The organism is Agrilactobacillus composti DSM 18527 = JCM 14202 (assembly GCF_001436375.1).
In the GTDB taxonomy this organism is placed as follows: Bacteria; Bacillota; Bacilli; order Lactobacillales; family Lactobacillaceae; genus Agrilactobacillus; species Agrilactobacillus composti.
This window is the reverse complement of record NZ_AZGA01000057.1, coordinates 84,255-101,005: the sequence shown is the minus strand read 5'-3', so window position 1 is coordinate 101,005 and position 16,751 is coordinate 84,255. Positions and strand designations below refer to the sequence as shown.

Genomic DNA, 16,751 nt, shown 5'->3' with positions numbered 1-16,751 from the left:
AGAAATGGCTCAGAAGAAAACAGCAGCTGAAGTGGTCCAAGCCGCCCGCAGTGCCGATAAAATCAGCACGAAGACGTTGATCAATGGGCTGTTTAATGACTTTGTTGAATTACATGGGGATCGTAATGGCGGCGACGACCCCGCGATTATTGGGGGGATCGCCCGTCTGGGGAATCGCGCCGTGACGGTGATTGCCACGCAAAAGGGCGAAACCGTTGAAGAAAAAATTGCCACCCATTATGGCGACCCAGAACCAGAAGGCTACCGCAAGGCTTTACGGCTAATGCGCCAAGCGGCCAAGTTTAACCGGCCAATTATTACTTTGATCAATACCGCCGGGGCTTATCCCGGGGCCGATGCCGAAGCCCATGGGCAAGGTGAAGCCATTGCGGCTTTGCTGCAGGCATCTTATGACCTGCCCGTGCCCTTTATCGCCACGATTTTTGGCGAAGGTGGCTCCGGCGGGGCGTTAGCGCTAGCCTGTGCCGATGAGGTTTGGATGTTTGAAAACAGCATTTATTCCGTCTTATCCCCCGAGGGGTTTGCGTCCATTCTTTGGAAAGACAGCACTAGAGCTGATGAGGCCGCGGGCTTAATGAAATTAACCCCGAATGATTTATTAGATATGAAAATTATTGATACCATTATTCCTGAACCAGCTAATCAAGATCGTTTGCTAAAAAATCTGAAGAAGAAATTACTGTTGAAGTTGGCTGACTTAAGCCAATTATCCGGTGAAGAACTGATTCAAAAACGTCTGGCCCGCTTCCGCGAGTTTTAAGAAACGAAGGTATATGAATGGATACATATTATGATGTTGTCGTTTTAGGCGGTGGCGTGGGTGGCTATACCGCAGCCATCCAAGCTGCCAAACACCACTTAAAAGTTGCTTTGATCGAAGCACGACTTTTGGGTGGTGTTTGTTTAAATCAAGGGTGTATTCCCACCAAAGCTTATTTGAAGTCTGCGGCCGTCCTGCGGGATGTGCAGCGGGCGGCTGACTTTGGGGTGGAGGCTAGTGCCCAAGGCTTTGATTTTGGGACTATTTTTGATCGTAAAGAAAAAATCGTGGACCAATTGCGCCAAGGGGTGGCTTATTTGATGCAAAAAAATGCCATCACGGTTTTTGAAGGGATGGGGAAGATTTTAAGTCCCCGGCAAATTCAAGTGACCACTGGGGACAAAGTTGCGACCTTAGATTTTAGAAATCTGATCATTGCCACGGGGGCCACCGCTAAGACCCTACCGGACTTATTGATCGATGGGACCCGCTTGGTGACCTCTCAGGAATTATTGGCCCAAGATTATCTGCCCGCTAGTTTAGTGGTTATCGGCGGCGGGGCCATTGGCTTAGAGTGGGCCTCCTTATTGAACGATTTTGGGGTCCAGGTGCAGGTTTTGGAATACGCTGACCAATTACTGGCCAATGAGACCAAAGCTATCAGCAAGGCCTTAAAAGCCGCTTTAAGCAAGCGTGGCATCCAGATTACCACTGGGGCCCAGGTCACCAGCAGTGAAATTGAAGATCAAAGTGTGATGATTCGCTACACGGATGCCAAAGGTGCTGCCCAGACGGCTATTGCCGAGCAAGCTTTAGTGGCTGTGGGCCGCCAAGCCCGGGTCACCGGTTTTGGCTTAGACAATACCGACGTGATTTTGACAACTAAAAACACCATTGCCGTGGATGCCCATTATGAAACCAATGTTTCCAATATCTTTGCCATTGGCGATTGTATTGACACCCTGCAATTGGCCCATGTGGCCATGGCCGAGGGGATTCATGCCGCCGACTTTATTGCCGGCCTGGACGTGGAACCCATTGATTACGACCAAGTCCCCCGCTGTATTTACACCTACCCCGAAGTGGCGGTGGTGGGGCCAGCCAACATTGACACCGACCAACATCCCCATGTGAAAACTGGTGTCTTTCCTTATCAAGCCAATGGCAAAGCTTTGATTGAAGGGGAAAGTGCTGGCAATGTGCAAGTGGCCATTGACGGCGACACCGATGACTTATTGCAAGTCTTGATTGTGGGGGAACACGCCACGGATATGATCAGTGAAGCTAGTTTAGGCTTGTACTTAAACGCCTCGGCTGCCGAAGTGGCAGCCACCATTCATCCCCACCCAACCTTATCTGAAACCATCCGCCAAGCGACATTAGCCGCCAAGGGCCTGGCCACAGATATTTAAAAATAGATTTTAAGCAGCGTCATGAAATGGAGGTACTATCGAATAATGACAAGAAAACTACAGGAGAGCGGTTTGACCAAAGCACAACTGCGGGTGGTCTACGCCCAGATCCTACGATCTAGACGCCTGGACGAACGCATGCTGCAACTCCAGCGCACCGGGAAAACATCCTTTCACACCTCAGGACAAGGCCAAGAAATCGGACAAGCCGGTATGGCCATGGCCTTTGAGCCGGGGAAGGATTATTATTTACCCTATTATCGGGATATGACAGCCTTTATGCTGTTTGGGATTACGGCCAAAGAGATTTTAATGGATTCTTTTGGCCGTTATGATGGGCCTTCAGGACATGGGCTACAAATGCCCAATCACTATGCTGCCAAGCGCGTCAAAGCCGTTTCCCAATCCTCAACCGTGGCCAGCCAATATCCCGTGGCCACTGGGATCGCCTATGGGGCCAAGCTGGAAAATAGCGACCGGGTGACCTTAGTCACCACCGGGGATGGTTCCACCGGTGAAGGGGAATTTCACGAAGCTTTGAATTTCGCCGGGGTGGCCAAGCTACCTGTGGTTTTTGTCATTGAAAATAATGGTTATGCCATTTCAACGCCCCACAACGAAGAATATGCCGCTAAAAGTCTGGCACTCCGGGGCCAAGGCTATGGTATCCCCGGCGTCGATGTGGACGGTTTAGATTTCACCGCGACTTATTTAGCCTTTAAAGAAGCCGTTACCCGGGCGCGAAAGGGCGACGGGGCCACCTTGATCAATCTGCACGTGTTGCGGATGCAAGACCACACCAGTGATGACAACCAGCGCATCTATCGCTCCAAGGCTGAACTGGCTGAGGTAAAAGCCGCCGATCCTTTGAAAACCATCACCCAACAGGTTTTGGACGAAGGCATCTACACCCAAGCTGAATTAGCTGACTTAGAAAAACAGCTTAAAAAAGATATCAACGTGGCCACGGATCAAGCTGAAGCTGCGCCCCTACCAGACTTAAGTGTGTTAAGTCAAAATGTTTTTGCCCCAGTAGATAAGGAGAGTGGGATCTATGGCAACAATTGATTACTTGCAAGCATTAAATCAGGCATTGGATGAAGAATTGGCCCAAGATGACACCCTGACTGTTTTTGGGGAAGATGTGGGGGCACCTAAGGGCGGCGTGTTTAACGTCACCCAAGGGTTGGCGGAAAAATATGGGGATCTGCGGGTCTTCAATACGCCGCTAAGTGAAGCTGAAATCGCCGGCCTGGCCATTGGCCTAGGGGTCAGCGGCCATCATGCCGTGGCGGAATTCCAATTTGCCGATTACATATTACCGGCGACCAATCAAATCATTTCTGAAGCCGCCCGCATGCGTTATCGCTCCCAAGGCGACTGGTCAGCCCCCGTGGTTTTCCGAGCCCCTTATGGCGGCGGCGTTGGCGGTGGTTTTTATCACTCCCAATCCACCGAGAAAGTCTTTGTAGGCCAACCCGGCCTGCGGGTGGTCACCCCTTCCACGGTACGGGATGCCAAGGGCTTGTTAAAAAGTGCGATCCGCTGTGCGGACCCCGTGTTATTCTTCGAACACAAGCGGCTGTATCACAGCATTAAAACCGATATCGATCCCGACGAAGAAATTTTGACCCCCATCGACAAAGCCCAAGTTTTGCGCCAAGGCACCGATATTACCGTTATGAGTTATGGCATTACCTTGCAATATGTCTTACAAGCCGCCGAAGAATTGGCTAAAAGCGGGATCCAAACCGAAGTGGTGGATATCCGCAGCCTTTACCCGTTGGATGAAGCCACCATTGTGGCCGCTGCTAAGAAGACGGGCAAGGTATTATTGGTCAATGAAGATAACAAAGAAGGTGGCGTTTTAGGGGAAATTTCCGCGATAATTAGCGAACAAGCCCTGTTTGATTTAGACGCCCCCATCAAGCGCCTGGCCGGGCCAGATAGTCCCGCCATGCCTTATGCCAAAAACTTGGAGCAGGCTTTCTTGGTGCAACCGGACCAAGTGAAACAAGCCATGCAAGAACTCGCCGAATTTTAAGGAAGTGTGCAGATTATCGTGAAAAAAGAAATGACCATGCCCCGCTTAGGTGAAAGTGTCACAGAAGGCACCATCGTGGACTGGTTAGTCCAAGTCGGGGACCATGTGGAAGAATATGATCCAATTTGTGAAGTGCAAACCGTCAAAGTTGTGGCGGAAGTGCCTTCTAGTTTTACCGGCACCATCACCAAAGTCCTGGCAGCCACTGATGATACCATCGCCGTGGGGGCCCCTTTGGCCGAAATCGCCGTTGAAGGCGCCGTTGAAGAATCTGCCCCAGCAGCGGATACAGCGACTTCCGCAACATCTGAGACCTCCGCTGAGCCAGCTACCCCAGACCCAGCGCCAGTGGCAGCGGCACAACCAGCAGTAGATTCAACTGATGCCCCAAGATTCTCCCCAGCCGTCGCCAGCCTGTTGGCCAAGTATCGCCTCCATGCTGATGACATCCCCGCCACCGGCCACCAAGGGCGCTTGACCCGCCAAGATGTGGAAAACTTCATGGCTGAAGAAGTCAGCCAACCCGCACCGGCTGCTGCCCATCAAGCAGCCAGCCCTGTCCCAACACCAACCCCAGTGCAAAACACCGGGTTCGATGGCCAATTACCTGGGGATATCATCACCCCCGGCAGCAGTGTCCGTAAGGCCATTGCCGCTCATATGTCCCAAAGTAAAAATGAAATTCCCCATGGTTGGATGATGGTGGAACAAGACGTCTCCAATATCGTGGTTTTAAGACAAAAAGAAAAAGCCAACTTCCAAAAGCGCGAAGGCTTTAAGTTAACTTATTTCCCATTCTTTGTGAAAGCTGTGGCCCAAGCCTTGGCTAAACATCCCCGGATCAATAGCTCTTGGCAAAACAATATGAAAATCACCCATAAACAGGTGAATATTTCTATTGCCGTGGCCAAGGGGGATGAATTATTTGTCCCCGTGATCAAACATGCTGATGACCTATCCATCAAAGGCATTGCCGCTGAAATCAATCGGTTAGCTTCCGCTGTCCGCAATGGCACCGCCACTGCCGATGATATGCAAGGTGGCACCTTTACGGTGAACAACACCGGCTCCTTTGGGTCCGTGGCTTCCATGGGAATCATCAATTATCCCCAAGCAGCCATCATTCAAATCGAGTCCATCCGAAAAGCCATCCAACCCACCCCAGATGGCCGGGGCTTCACCTTCGCCGATATGGTGAACCTGTCCTTATCAGTGGACCACCGTTTATTAGACGGTGTAGCCGCCGGGGGCTTTTTGAAAGATGTGAAAAAGAATCTGGCTGCCTATGGGCCGGATAGTAATTTGTATTAATAACTATAGAATAAAAAGGCTTTGGAGAAAAAAACATCACTTTCTCCAAAGCCTTTTTTTGTCAAATTTCACCACCATTAGGTAGTAATTTTCTAATACCACCAGCTGGATGGGGATCATCATCGATATAACGGGGTATCAAGTGGCAATGGCAATGCATGACGGTTTGACCACCATAATGGCCGACATTGAAGCCAACATTGTAACCAGCCGGACTAAATGTTTGATCGATCAATGCCTTCCCTTGACGGCTGAGGGCGTTGATTGCTAGCAACTCTGCGTCGCTTAAATCGAAGTAGGTTACTTTGTGTGCTTTGGGGATGATCAAAAGATGGCCCTTATTAACGGGATGGCTATCCCAAAAGGCAACGGCTAACTCATTTTCTAAAACAATCTTAATATTTTTTCTCTGGCAGAAGACACAAGCTGCTTTTTCCATGATGACCCTCCAAACTATGTACTAAGATGATTGGTTACAAAGATTTGTATTCTTTCAATAGCTTTGGCACTAAAAATACCTGCGATTCGAAGTTTTCATCGCAGGTAGCTGTGCGTTAAGATGTCAGATATTAATTAAACCCATAAATGCGTTTGACGATACGGTAAGCCCCGATGGCTGTGTGTCGACCTAATCTACCGGGGAGATTGACCCCGTGGCCTAAGAAGCCGCTGTGCAGGCGGTTGTATAGGTCAGGGTTGGTTTTTTCAATGAAAGCCCATAAGGCATCTTTTTTATGGAGACTTTCCGGGGTGCCATCTTTGATCAAGAAAATTGAGGAGATGGCGGTGATGATTTGCAGATAATTTTCCATATAATTGCGGAGGTGGGGATTGGTGATATTAGCCTGGTCGTAGATCTGGACCATTTCTTTATTCACGGCCAGTTGTTGGTCGATGCGCTGAATCATGACATCTTCATTGATGGATTGATCGTCGCGACCAATGAAATAGTGGTACACGGTGGTATCAATGTAGTACATGGTTTTCACAAAGGGCAGGGGGGCAAAGACATATAAATTGTCCACGTAAAAACGGTGCTTGGGCAATTTGACCTGGGCCGCTTCAAGGATAGCTTTGCGGTAAATGGCGGAGTGCATCAGCATGTATTTACCGGGTGAAAAGTTCACATCTGCCCAGGTAAATTCCCGATCAATGGGCATAAAGGAGCCATAGTGCATGGCCTTGGTCCGGCGGGCCCCTTGTTTATCATAAACATAATTGCTGATTAATAAATCAATGGTTTGGTCATGGCCTTCAAGTTCCCGCAGGAAATTGAGAATTTGTTGAAAGCCACTGAAATCCAGCCAATCGTCACTGTCCAGGATTTTAATATACTGGCCCGTGGCATGGCGAAGACCAGCGTTGATGGCTTCACCGGGGCCGCCATTTTTTTGATGCACGGTTTGGACAACTTCTGGAAAATATTGGGCATAGTGGTCGGCAATTTCCGGGGTTTTGTCACTGGAACCATCATCCACGATGACGATTTCCACGGCTTGGCCGCCTAGAAGTGCCGAGTTAATGGCCCGCTCCATGTAATTTTCGGAATTATAACAGGGTACAATAATACTGAGTAATTTCATAAGGCTGCCTTTCTAGTCGTTTGCTTATATTATGGGCTAAATTTACATTTTTGGTCAAGGAAAAAACCTAGGCTGTCGCCCAGAAAGCGTATTCTGAGCTTAATTTATGAAAATTGGCTATACTTAACAGTAGTTAATAATTTTGAATAGGGAGGCATTCAATTATGAAAATTGGCGTTATCGGGGCCACCGGACACGCGGGGTCGAAGTTATATGAAGAAGCTAAGGCACGGGGCCATGCGGTCACGGCCATTGTCCGCAATGCGCAAAAGGCCCAAGACATGTTGGGCGCAGACGCCCAGATTTTGGAAAGAGACGCTTTTGCCTTGACCAAGGCGGATTTAACGGCCTTTGACGTGGTCATCGATGGTTTTGCCGTGGGGCGTTTCTCCGGGCTGGGTTATTTACACGTGGACTTAGCCGCGAAGTTGATCCACGAATTACGGGGTACGGATAAACCTCGAATTTTCTTCTTGCTGGGGGCCTCTAGTTTGAAGACGGCCAGTGGGCGCTTCTTGATCGAAGACCTGCGGAATTCCCCCAACTCAGACAAGTGGATCGATGTGCCGGAACAACAATATCGGGAGTACTTATTCCTACAATTGATCACTGATGTGAACTGGGTGGCTGTTTCCCCAGCCGGTAATTTTATCCCTGGGGATAAGAGCGCATATATTCGGGGGACTGATCAGTTACTGGCCGATAGCAATGGGGAATCGATTTTGACCACGGGGAACTATGCCGTGGCAATTTTAGATGAAATTGAAAATCCGCAAGTTAAGCAAGGTCGGTTTACCGTCAATAATAAATAAGCACCGCATAAAAATAAATCTCACCCATTTCCTGAATGAGGCGTTTTGCCTAGGAAATAGATGAGATTTATTTTTTTAAAAAAAGAATAATTTTTTTTAGTTTAATCCAAATATTGTTTGGTAGCGGCAATGATATCCTGCAGGCCAGTTTTGGCATCGGCAAAGAACATGGTAGTCTTGTCATCACTGAAGAGTGGGTTGGCTACCCCGGCATAACCGGTACTCATAGACCGTTTGATAACCACGACGGATTTAGATTGATCCACATTTAAAATCGGCATCCCTGAAATTGGATTCCCAGATTCCCGAGCCAGGGGGTTAGTAACATCGTTGGCCCCAATGACTAGGGAAACATCGGTATCTTCAAACATGGAATTGGCATCTTCAAGTTGTTTCATTTGATCATAAGGCACATTGACATCGGCTAATAAGACGTTCATGTGACCAGGCATCCGCCCAGCCACCGGGTGAATGGCGTAGTTGACGTTAATACCACTATCGGTCAACAATTTGGCTAATTCAGCCAGTTCGTGTTGAGCTTGGGCAGCAGCTAAACCATAACCCGGAACAATCATGACGTTATGGGCGTAGCCTAGTTGCAAGCCAATATCGTCGGCGGTAGTTTCGGTGACGTTCACCGGTACATCTGAGGCCGCAGCCCCTTTACCTGTGGCGCCAGCGCCAAAGCCACCTACGATGATGTTGGCCACTGACCGGTGCATGGCTTCAGCCATTTGTAAGGTCAAGATAGTCCCAGCGGCCCCAACTAAGGCCCCGGCAATGATCAAGACTTGGTTGTTGATGACAAACCCGGCAAAGGCCACGGCTAACCCGGTGAAGGCGTTGAGTAAGGAAACCACCACGGGCATATCGGCGCCACCAATTGGCAAGGTCATCAAAAGCCCGAAAATCAAGCTGGCCAATAAAACTAAGCCTAAGTACCAAGGGGTAACTGGGAAGCCAATGATCAAAACGGCCCCCACAACCATGGCAATGATGACGATGAAGTTGCAGATCCGCGCCCCTGGGAAGCTGATGGGTTTGCCGGAAATTTTCCCGGCCAGTTTACCCATGGCGATCAAGGACCCGGAAAAAGTTGTGCCCCCAATGACAATGTCTAATAAGACGGGGATAGAGAAAACTAAGCTTAAGCTGGACCCAGTGGGCATATGGAAGTAATCAAAGATCCCAATGGCGGCAGCAGCGCCACCCCCAACGGCGTTAAATAGGGAAACCAGTTGAGGCACGGCGGTCATTTCCACGCGGCGGGCTTTGATGACCCCATACAAGACCCCGAGAACTAACCCGGCGATGAGGACTAACCAGCCCATGGCGGTGATTTTACCTTGGACGATCAATTCAATGGTGACCATGATGACCGCTAAGAGCATCCCCGCCCCGGATAACAGGTTCCCGTTCCGGGCTGATTTAGGCGAGCGCATCAAGTGGACCCCTAGGACATAACAAATGGCTGAGATTAAGTAAACTAATGAAGCAGCAGTTTGTAGTGTCGACATCATTTGTCACCTCCATCATCATTTTTAGAAGCTTTGGGCCGATCGAACATGTGCAGCATCCGATCAGTCAAAGTATAGCCTCCGGCCACGTTGACGGCGGCAAAGAAGGCGCATAAGAAAGCCAGGATATATAAGGCCACATTGTTAGCTTCGGCGGCAATGACAAAGGCCCCCACCACGACCACGCCGTGAATGGCATTGGCCCCGGACATCATGGGCGTTTGTAAAGTGGCTGGGATTTTACTCATGACTTCAAACCCCACTAAAAGACTTAGAATAAAAATGGCTAGATTGGTAAATAATTGCTGGCTCATGTTATTTTTCCCCCTCTGTGGTAGCTGGTTGTGCTGGTGCAGTTGCGGCAGCACTTGGGTCAGGTTTGTCAGTATTTTTGTCAGGTAATTTTAAAGCTTGGCGCAGGCGGCCGGACACGATTTCTCCTTGATACGTGGCCACCAGTTCACTTAAAACATCGTCTTTGACATCAATGACGATTTCAGCTTCATTGACAATGGTGTTGATCACCGCCTGCATATTGCGGGCATACATTTCTGAAGCCGAAGTGGCTAATTGACTGGGGAGGTCTTGGGCTCCAATGATTTGGGCGTTGTTAGCCGTGGTGATAGTTTCACTAGGTTTAGAGCTATAGACGTTGCCCCCTAAGTCACTGGCAGCTAAGTCCACGAAGATCGTCCCAGCCGGGGCCGCTTCTACGGATTTTTGGGTAACTAATAATGGCGGTTTGCGGCCAGGCACTTGGGCGGTGGTGATAATAATGTCGTTTTTAGCGATGAAACCAGCTAATTCGTCTTGTTGCTGTTGTTGTTCTTCTGCGGAGAGTTGGCGGGCATAGCCACCTTCGCCCACGGCATTGACGGAACTGGTCAAGAAGTTAGCTCCTAAAGATTCCACTTCATTTCGCGAAGCCGGCCGGACATCATAACCGGAGACGATGGCCCCTAGCCGTTTAGCCGTCCCAATGGCTTGTAAGCCGGCTACCCCAGTACCTAAAACTAATACCTTGGCGGGTTTAGCGGTCCCAGCGGCGGTGATCATCATGGGTAAGTAACGGGTAAAGGCGTTGGCCCCCACTAAGGCCGCTTTATAACCGGCAATGGAAGCTTGAGAACTTAAGGCGTCCATGTTTTGGGCCCGGGAAACGGTCCGGGGTAATAGTTCCAAGGATAAAGCTGTCACTTGGCGCTTAGCTAAATCTTGGATGACAGCTGGTTCAACCAGGGCCTTTAACAAGCCAATGAGGACCTGACCTTTTTTCAACTGGGCCAAAGTGTCCTCATCGGGCCGATCTACCACGGCGATCAGGTTGGCTTTGGCTAAAGCTGTTTGACGATTCACAATCGTAGCGCCAGCTTCAGTATATAAATGATCCGGGAAATAGGCGGCGGCTCCGCTGTCTTTTTCCAACAGGACCTCAAAGCCACCTTTCACAAATTTTGCCACAACGGCAGGGCTTAAGGCCACCCGCTTTTCACCAGCAGGTTCCTTGAGCGCCGAGAGAATAATTGCCATTAGAAATACCTCCTTATAAATATATAAGTAAACTTAGATGAAAGCCTTTACACACCGATTTTAAGCTAATTTTTGCACTAATGCAATCACTGGATACAAGTGAATTTATTAAAACGTATTAATAAAGCTAATTTATTTATAAAATTAGGGTATACCCTCAATTTGTGAAAAGACCAGCTAATTCAAAAAGGGCCAGCTACCGCCATTGTTGGGCTCAGCCCTAAAATTAAAGTTGGTGAACTCCCGGATAATTAGATTGACGGATGGACTTATTCTTTCTATAATAAATGTGAAGTTAGTCAATTATTAAGAACAGCACAGACTTTTGTTAGGACATTATAGGAACAATTTTGCTGCGGGATTCAGGGCACGATGTGAGGCGCGCAGTTTTTTTAGCGCCACTATTGTGAATCAATTCACTTGTGTCTTATCATAAAATGAAGGAAGCGATTTTTATGCGTCAAACGATGACCTTAACCCAAAAAGTGGCGCTCATAAAAAGCTATGCACCAGAACCGCAACAAGTTGTGAACATTTTGTTGGCATTGCAAGCGGTTTCTGAGGCCAATTATGTGGACTTAGCCACGGCTCGGTTGGTGGCGGACTACTTAAAGATGAATGATGCCCAGATTTTTGAATTGATCAGCTATTATCCTATTTTACATTCAAAACCCCAGGCCCATTACGTGTTGGAAGTTTGTGACAGTGCGCCCTGTCAATTGACCGGTAATCAAATGGTCCAAGCTACGCTAAGAGATGCCCTGGGTGTCGGGGAAAATGAAGCCAGCAGCGATGGGGAATTTATGTATTGCCCCGTGACTTGTCTAGGGGCCTGTGACCAAGCGCCTTTTATTCGCGTCAATGGGCGTATTTTCCCAAATTTGACAGCAGATGCGATTTGGGAGTTGTTGGCCGACCTTAAAGCTGGCCGTTATGCGGCGCAATTGGGAGGTGCATAATTATGGCACAAACAACACAATTAGTTTTAACGAAACGGTTTGGCAAACTGGACCCCGTCTTTGACTTGACCGCCTATCAAGGTCTTGAAGGCTATGGGGGGTTGGCCAAGGCCGTGCAACTGGACCCAGTCGCCATTATGGCAGACATAGCCGAGAGCAAGTTGCTGGGCCGCGGGGGCATGGCCGCCCCGGTCGGCGACAAGTGGCAACAAGTGGCTAAAGCCAAAGGGGACACCAAGTATATCGTCTGTAACGCCAATGAAGGGGAACCCGGCACTTTTAAGGACAAGGCCTTATTGGCCCAGGATCCGTTGGCAGTTATTGAGGGGATGACTATTGCCGCTTGGACTCTCAAAGCCAAACAAGGGTATATCTACGTGCAAGGGCGCTATCCGGAACTAGTAGCCACCATTGAAGCGGCTTTACAACAGGCTCGCTTGGCCCATTATTTAGGCCAAGAAATTTTAGGCATCCCCGATTTTAATTTTGATATTGAAGTTATCGCTGGAGGTGGCGCTTATGTCTGTGGGGAGACGTCGGCGTTACTGAATGCTTTAGCGGGCCAACCCGGTCGGCCAGATTCTAAGCCCACGGACCCGACCCAAACTGGGCTTTTTGGCGCCCCCACCTTGATCAATAATGTGGAGAGTTTTGCCAATATTCCGGTGATTCTACGGCTTGGCAGCGGGGCTTTTCTAGCCTTAGGCACACCCGAGGCCGGGGGGACGAAATTGATTTGTCTTACCGGTCAAATCAAACACCGGGGTTTGTTTGAAGTGCCTTTGGGGCTACCCTTAACTGACATTTTAAATGGGGCTGAATACGGCGGTGGTGCACTTAACGGCCACCAATTGAAATTTGTGCATTTCGGCGGTCAAGCTGGGGCCATTGCGGCTGCGGCTGACCTGGATGAACTAACGTACAGTTACGAAGCCCTCCAGGTTAAGAATTTGACCATTGGTTCCGGGGCCATCGTGGTGATGGACGAACGGACCAGTATTATTGATTATTTGACCAGCGTGGCCCAGTTCTTTATGACCGAGTCTTGCGGCAAATGTATCGCCTGTCGCCTGGGGACCCTTAGGATCTATGAAATGCTCCAGCGTTTTCAACAACACGCCGGGGTGCCCGGGGACTTGACTTATTTTGAACACATGGTGGACCATGTGGCGGATCAATCCATCTGCCCCGTGGGTCAAAGCATTGGTAATCCAATTTTCAGCGCCATGGAACAATTTCCGGAAGAATTTAAAAAGACGATTGACTGGCAGGCCCAACCAAAAGAAGAGGTGCCTTGGTGATGCGAAGTAAACAAAATAAAGGTGACACCTTGCCCAACCAATACGGCCGTTTAGTGGCCCCGGTGAGTTTGGAAGGTGAGCCGGAAGTCTTATCTCGTAGTGAACAGACGCGCAATAGCCGCCGTTTTGCGGTGGATTTGGAATTAAGTAACCATGATGTGAATTGTTTTGAATGTCCGAAAAATGGGGATTGTCAGCTGCAAAGTGACGCCATGGCTGCTGGGCTATTTCATACCAGCTTCCATGGCAAACGCCAGCCTGTGGGCCAAATTGATCACAGTAATCCCTTCTTTGACTATGACCCGGCTAAATGTATTTTATGCGGCCGCTGTTCCCAAGTCTGTCACCTGCGCCAAGGTCGCAATGTGCTGTCCTTGTCCGGACGGGGGTTTGCCACGAAAATGGTGGCCGGCTATGAAGGGGACTTTGACAGCTCCATGTGTGAATCCTGCGGGAACTGTGTTTCCGTTTGCCCAACGGGGGCATTGACGGCTAAAGTCCATCAAGATTATCGGAAATGGGAAACCACTCAAGTGAAGACCACCTGCCCTTATTGTGGGACGGGCTGTCAGATCAACTTGGTGGTTAAGAATCGTAAAATTGTGGACGCAGAACCGGCCAATGGGGTGGCCAATAAGAATTTACTCTGTGTGAAGGGGAAGTTTGCTTCCTATAAGTTTGTCACCTCTGGAGAGCGTTTGAAGAAGCCGTTGATCAAGCGAGATGGGGAATTTGTCCCCGTGAGCTGGTCCGAAGCCATCAATTACATGGCGGAACGCTTTGGAACTTTGAAGAGCCAATATGGCCCGGATAGCTTAGCCGGCTTTGCCTGCTCCCGGTCCACCAATGAAGACAACTATGTCTTTCAAAAGATGGTCCGGACTGCTTTTGGCAACAACAACGTGGATAACTGTGCCCGGGTTTGTCACGCCCCATCGGTCCACGGCTTAGGCATTACTTTAGGTAGTGGCGCCATGACCAATACGATTGCCGACATTACCACTGATGTGGATGTGATTTTACTCATTGGTTCCAATACCACTGAGGCCCATCCGGTGATTGGGGCACAAATTCGCCAAGCCGTTCAACACGGCACCAAGCTGATCATCATCGACCCCCGGAATATCGATTTGGTGAAAAATAGTACCTTGCATCTCCAATTGAAGGGGGGCACCAATATTGCCCTGATCAATGCCATGATGCATGTCATCATTAAAGAAGGTTTGGCTGATGAGAAGTTCATCGCTGAGCGGACCGAAGGCTATGAAGCCATGCGGGATTTGGTGGCCGATTACACGCCCGAAAAAGTGGCGCCGATTTGTGAAGTAGCCCCAGAAGATATCGTCAAAGCTGCGCGGATGTATGCTTTAGCTGACAAAGCGCCGTTGATCTATTGCTTAGGGGTCACGGAACATTCCTTTGGTACTGAAGGTGTCATGAGCATGTCCAACCTGGCCATGTTAGTGGGTAAAGTGGGCCGCCCTGGTTGTGGGGTCAACCCGTTACGGGGGCAAAACAACGTGCAAGGGGCCTGTGATTTGGGGGCATCCCCCTTTGACTTTCCAGGTTACCAAAAAGTCGGTGATCCAGCGGTACAAGCGAAATTTGAAGCAGCTTGGCATACCAAACTTAATGATAAAATCGGCTTGACAGAAACCCAAGCCCTACCAGCTGCCCAGACCGGCCGAATCCGGGGCCTTTATATCTTTGGGGAAGACCCCATGGCCACCGACCCAGATACCAATGATGTGCGCCGGGATTTGGAAAACATGGACTTCTTAGTGGTCCACGACCTCTTCATGACTGAAACCGCCAAATATGCCGATGTGGTCTTGCCGGGTTTGAGTTATGCGGAAAAAGACGGGACCTTCACCAACACGGAACGGCGGGTCCAAAGAGTCCGCCAAGCCGCTAAAGCATTAGGCGGGGTGAAAGTGGACTACCAAGTCTTCAGTGAATTAGCCACCAAGATGGGTTATGAAATGGCTTATGACTCACCTAGTGCCATCATGGATGAAATTGCCCAAGTGGTCCCTAGTTACGGGGGCATCAATTATGAGCGCCTGGAACAAAACAGTGGTCTGCAATGGCCTTGCCGCACCCTGGACGATCCCGGCACCCCAATTTTACACGTGGACAAATTCACCCGGGGCAAGGGGCTATTCAAAGCCCTGCCTTATCAGCCACCAGATGAATTGCCAGATGACCAATATCCATTCTTAATGGCCACTGGGCGCCAGTTGTACCAATATAATACCCGGGTCATGACCGACAAGACCCCGGGCATTGATCAATTAGCTGGTCGCTCTTATATTGAAATGAACACCGTCGATGCCCAAAAGATGGGGATCAAAGATGGGGACAAGGTGCAAGTCAGCTCCAGACGGGGCACGATTCAAACCTATGCTGCCGTGGCCGACGTGGTCTCGGTGGGGTCTGTCTTCATGACCCTGCATTACCACGATGGTAACGCCAACGTCTTGACCAACCCCCACTGTGACGATATTGCCATCATCCCTGACTATAAGGTTTGTGCGGTGAAAATCGAACCAGTTGCGGCCCCGGTAGACAGTCACTAATTGTTGTAAGTTAAATAAAGGATTCAAAATAGCACCAATTAAAAAAGTATCACAGGATGTATTTTTCCCGTGATACTTTTTTTAGTGGTTAGTAACCGTAACTGGACTGGCGAGTGTCACCGCCATAAACCCATTGGCGGTCGTTACCAACGCGATGCATGATTTGATTGTTCTTGTCAAAGTGATATTCCCCAGAAACATAAACCGTAGAAGTTTGAATGGTACCAGTGGGATGACTATTCACATCATAAGTGGTCACGCCAGCATCAATATCTAAATAAATGGGGTCATTGCGGAAATGAATCGTCTGCGTCGGGTCAATGTATTTAACCCAAGCGTTAGCACCTAAGTTATAGGCGCTTATCTGACCGGCCTTGTTATAAGCATAGCCATTTATTTGCCAAATATCATAATCTGTGCCTAAGATTCCGGCAGGTTGAGTTGTTTGCGCATCTGAATATAATTGATAAGCGGCACGATTAGAAAAGAAAGTTGTGAAAGGTGCACCAATTACTTTGAGGACCAGGGTACTAGCTGTAAAGTCACTGCGTTTGACCCACTGATTATCACCTAAATCGTAAGCGGTAGCCAAAAGTGCACCATCTGAATCCATGTAGGCACCTGTGATTTCCCAACGGTCATAAGTCGTGGCCAACTGACCGTTACTTACTTGGTCAGTTGGGGAATTATACAGCGGCAACGCTTGTTTGTCTGAGTCTACCTGAATATAGCCAATATAATTCGAATTCCTGTTGATGTCATAATCTCCGGCGGCTTGGGCCACGTGATTAAAACTCAATAAACCAATCAAGGCCAAGCTCAAACTAAAGAGGACAAGGGCGAGTTTGCGGAACCGAGCGGTAGCTGGTTTTGTCATAATGAATTCCTCCCAATAAATTTGTATGGTAGTTACAAACAGTGC

General features: G+C 49.1%; 14 protein-coding genes and 1 pseudogene. 9 read left to right on the top strand and 6 right to left on the bottom strand.

Annotated elements, in window-relative coordinates:
* Window positions 1–4: 4 nt before the first annotated feature.
* Genes accA through FC83_RS09295 form a run of 5 tightly spaced genes read left to right on the top strand, consistent with a single transcriptional unit; the run spans window position 5 to window position 5,548 of the window.
* Window positions 5–781, top strand: coding sequence for a carboxyltransferase subunit alpha (accA, locus tag FC83_RS09315; protein ID WP_057002689.1), 777 nt, complete (start codon window positions 5–7; stop codon window positions 779–781).
* Between the two features lie 17 nt (window positions 782–798).
* Window positions 799–2,193 carry a dihydrolipoyl dehydrogenase gene (gene lpdA / locus FC83_RS09310; protein WP_035450890.1) on the top strand — a complete coding sequence of 465 codons (1,395 nt, stop codon included), beginning with the start codon at window positions 799–801 and terminating at the stop codon, window positions 2,191–2,193.
* A 45-nt stretch (window positions 2,194–2,238) separates the two neighbouring features.
* The gene (locus FC83_RS09305) at window positions 2,239–3,261 is read left to right on the top strand and encodes a thiamine pyrophosphate-dependent dehydrogenase E1 component subunit alpha (protein WP_057002688.1); all 1,023 of its coding nucleotides are present in this window, start codon (window positions 2,239–2,241) and stop codon (window positions 3,259–3,261) included.
* Window positions 3,248–4,237, top strand: a complete 990-nt coding sequence (locus tag FC83_RS09300) for an alpha-ketoacid dehydrogenase subunit beta (protein WP_035450891.1) — start codon at window positions 3,248–3,250, stop codon at window positions 4,235–4,237. The genes FC83_RS09305 and FC83_RS09300 overlap by 14 nt, the downstream gene beginning before the upstream one ends.
* Window positions 4,238–4,252: 15 nt before the next feature.
* Window positions 4,253–5,548 carry a dihydrolipoamide acetyltransferase family protein gene (locus tag FC83_RS09295; protein WP_152537675.1) on the top strand — a complete coding sequence of 432 codons (1,296 nt, stop codon included), beginning with the start codon at window positions 4,253–4,255 and terminating at the stop codon, window positions 5,546–5,548.
* A 61-nt stretch (window positions 5,549–5,609) separates the two neighbouring features.
* On the opposite strand, the gene FC83_RS09290 is transcribed toward FC83_RS09295, so the two are convergent.
* Together FC83_RS09290 and FC83_RS09285 are read right to left on the bottom strand one after the other, a co-directional pair.
* The gene (locus FC83_RS09290; protein WP_035450893.1) at window positions 5,610–5,987 is read right to left on the bottom strand and encodes an HIT family protein; all 378 of its coding nucleotides are present in this window, start codon (window positions 5,985–5,987) and stop codon (window positions 5,610–5,612) included.
* A gap of 130 nt (window positions 5,988–6,117) precedes the next feature.
* The gene (locus FC83_RS09285; RefSeq protein WP_057002687.1) at window positions 6,118–7,131 is read right to left on the bottom strand and encodes a glycosyltransferase family 2 protein; all 1,014 of its coding nucleotides are present in this window, start codon (window positions 7,129–7,131) and stop codon (window positions 6,118–6,120) included.
* Between the two features lie 164 nt (window positions 7,132–7,295).
* Here FC83_RS09285 and FC83_RS09280 point away from each other — a divergent pair, with 164 nt between their 5' ends.
* Complete coding sequence (locus tag FC83_RS09280) at window positions 7,296–7,943, top strand: NAD(P)H-binding protein (protein ID WP_035450894.1); 648 nt, start codon at window positions 7,296–7,298, stop codon at window positions 7,941–7,943.
* Between the two features lie 101 nt (window positions 7,944–8,044).
* Here the strand turns inward: FC83_RS09280 and FC83_RS09275 are convergent, their stop codons facing one another.
* Genes FC83_RS09275 through FC83_RS09265 form a run of 3 tightly spaced genes read right to left on the bottom strand, consistent with a single transcriptional unit; the run spans window position 8,045 to window position 10,990 of the window.
* Window positions 8,045–9,460: an NAD(P)(+) transhydrogenase (Re/Si-specific) subunit beta gene (locus tag FC83_RS09275; protein WP_057002686.1), complete on the bottom strand. Its 1,416-nt coding sequence runs from the start codon at window positions 9,458–9,460 to the stop codon at window positions 8,045–8,047.
* Window positions 9,460–9,774: an NAD(P) transhydrogenase subunit alpha part 2 gene (locus FC83_RS09270; protein ID WP_035450896.1), complete on the bottom strand. Its 315-nt coding sequence runs from the start codon at window positions 9,772–9,774 to the stop codon at window positions 9,460–9,462. The genes FC83_RS09275 and FC83_RS09270 overlap by 1 nt, the downstream gene beginning before the upstream one ends.
* Before the next feature lies 1 nt (window position 9,775).
* Entirely contained in the window at window positions 9,776–10,990 is a 1,215-nt protein-coding gene (locus tag FC83_RS09265; protein WP_035450898.1) for an NAD(P) transhydrogenase subunit alpha, read from the bottom strand.
* A 455-nt stretch (window positions 10,991–11,445) separates the two neighbouring features.
* Here FC83_RS09265 and FC83_RS09260 point away from each other — a divergent pair, with 455 nt between their 5' ends.
* From FC83_RS09260 to fdhF, 3 genes and pseudogenes are all read left to right on the top strand, one after another.
* Window positions 11,446–11,949, top strand: a complete 504-nt coding sequence (locus FC83_RS09260; protein WP_035450899.1) for an NADH-quinone oxidoreductase subunit NuoE family protein — start codon at window positions 11,446–11,448, stop codon at window positions 11,947–11,949.
* A gap of 2 nt (window positions 11,950–11,951) precedes the next feature.
* Complete coding sequence (locus FC83_RS09255) at window positions 11,952–13,250, top strand: complex I 51 kDa subunit family protein (RefSeq protein WP_035450900.1); 1,299 nt, start codon at window positions 11,952–11,954, stop codon at window positions 13,248–13,250.
* Window positions 13,251–13,336: 86 nt separating this feature from the next.
* Window positions 13,337–15,829: pseudogene (gene fdhF / locus FC83_RS09250) on the top strand (formate dehydrogenase subunit alpha); the annotation flags it as partial.
* Between the two features lie 88 nt (window positions 15,830–15,917).
* Here the strand turns inward: fdhF and FC83_RS09245 are convergent.
* Window positions 15,918–16,706: a hypothetical protein gene (locus tag FC83_RS09245; protein ID WP_035450903.1), complete on the bottom strand. Its 789-nt coding sequence runs from the start codon at window positions 16,704–16,706 to the stop codon at window positions 15,918–15,920.
* Window positions 16,707–16,751: the final 45 nt, after the last annotated feature.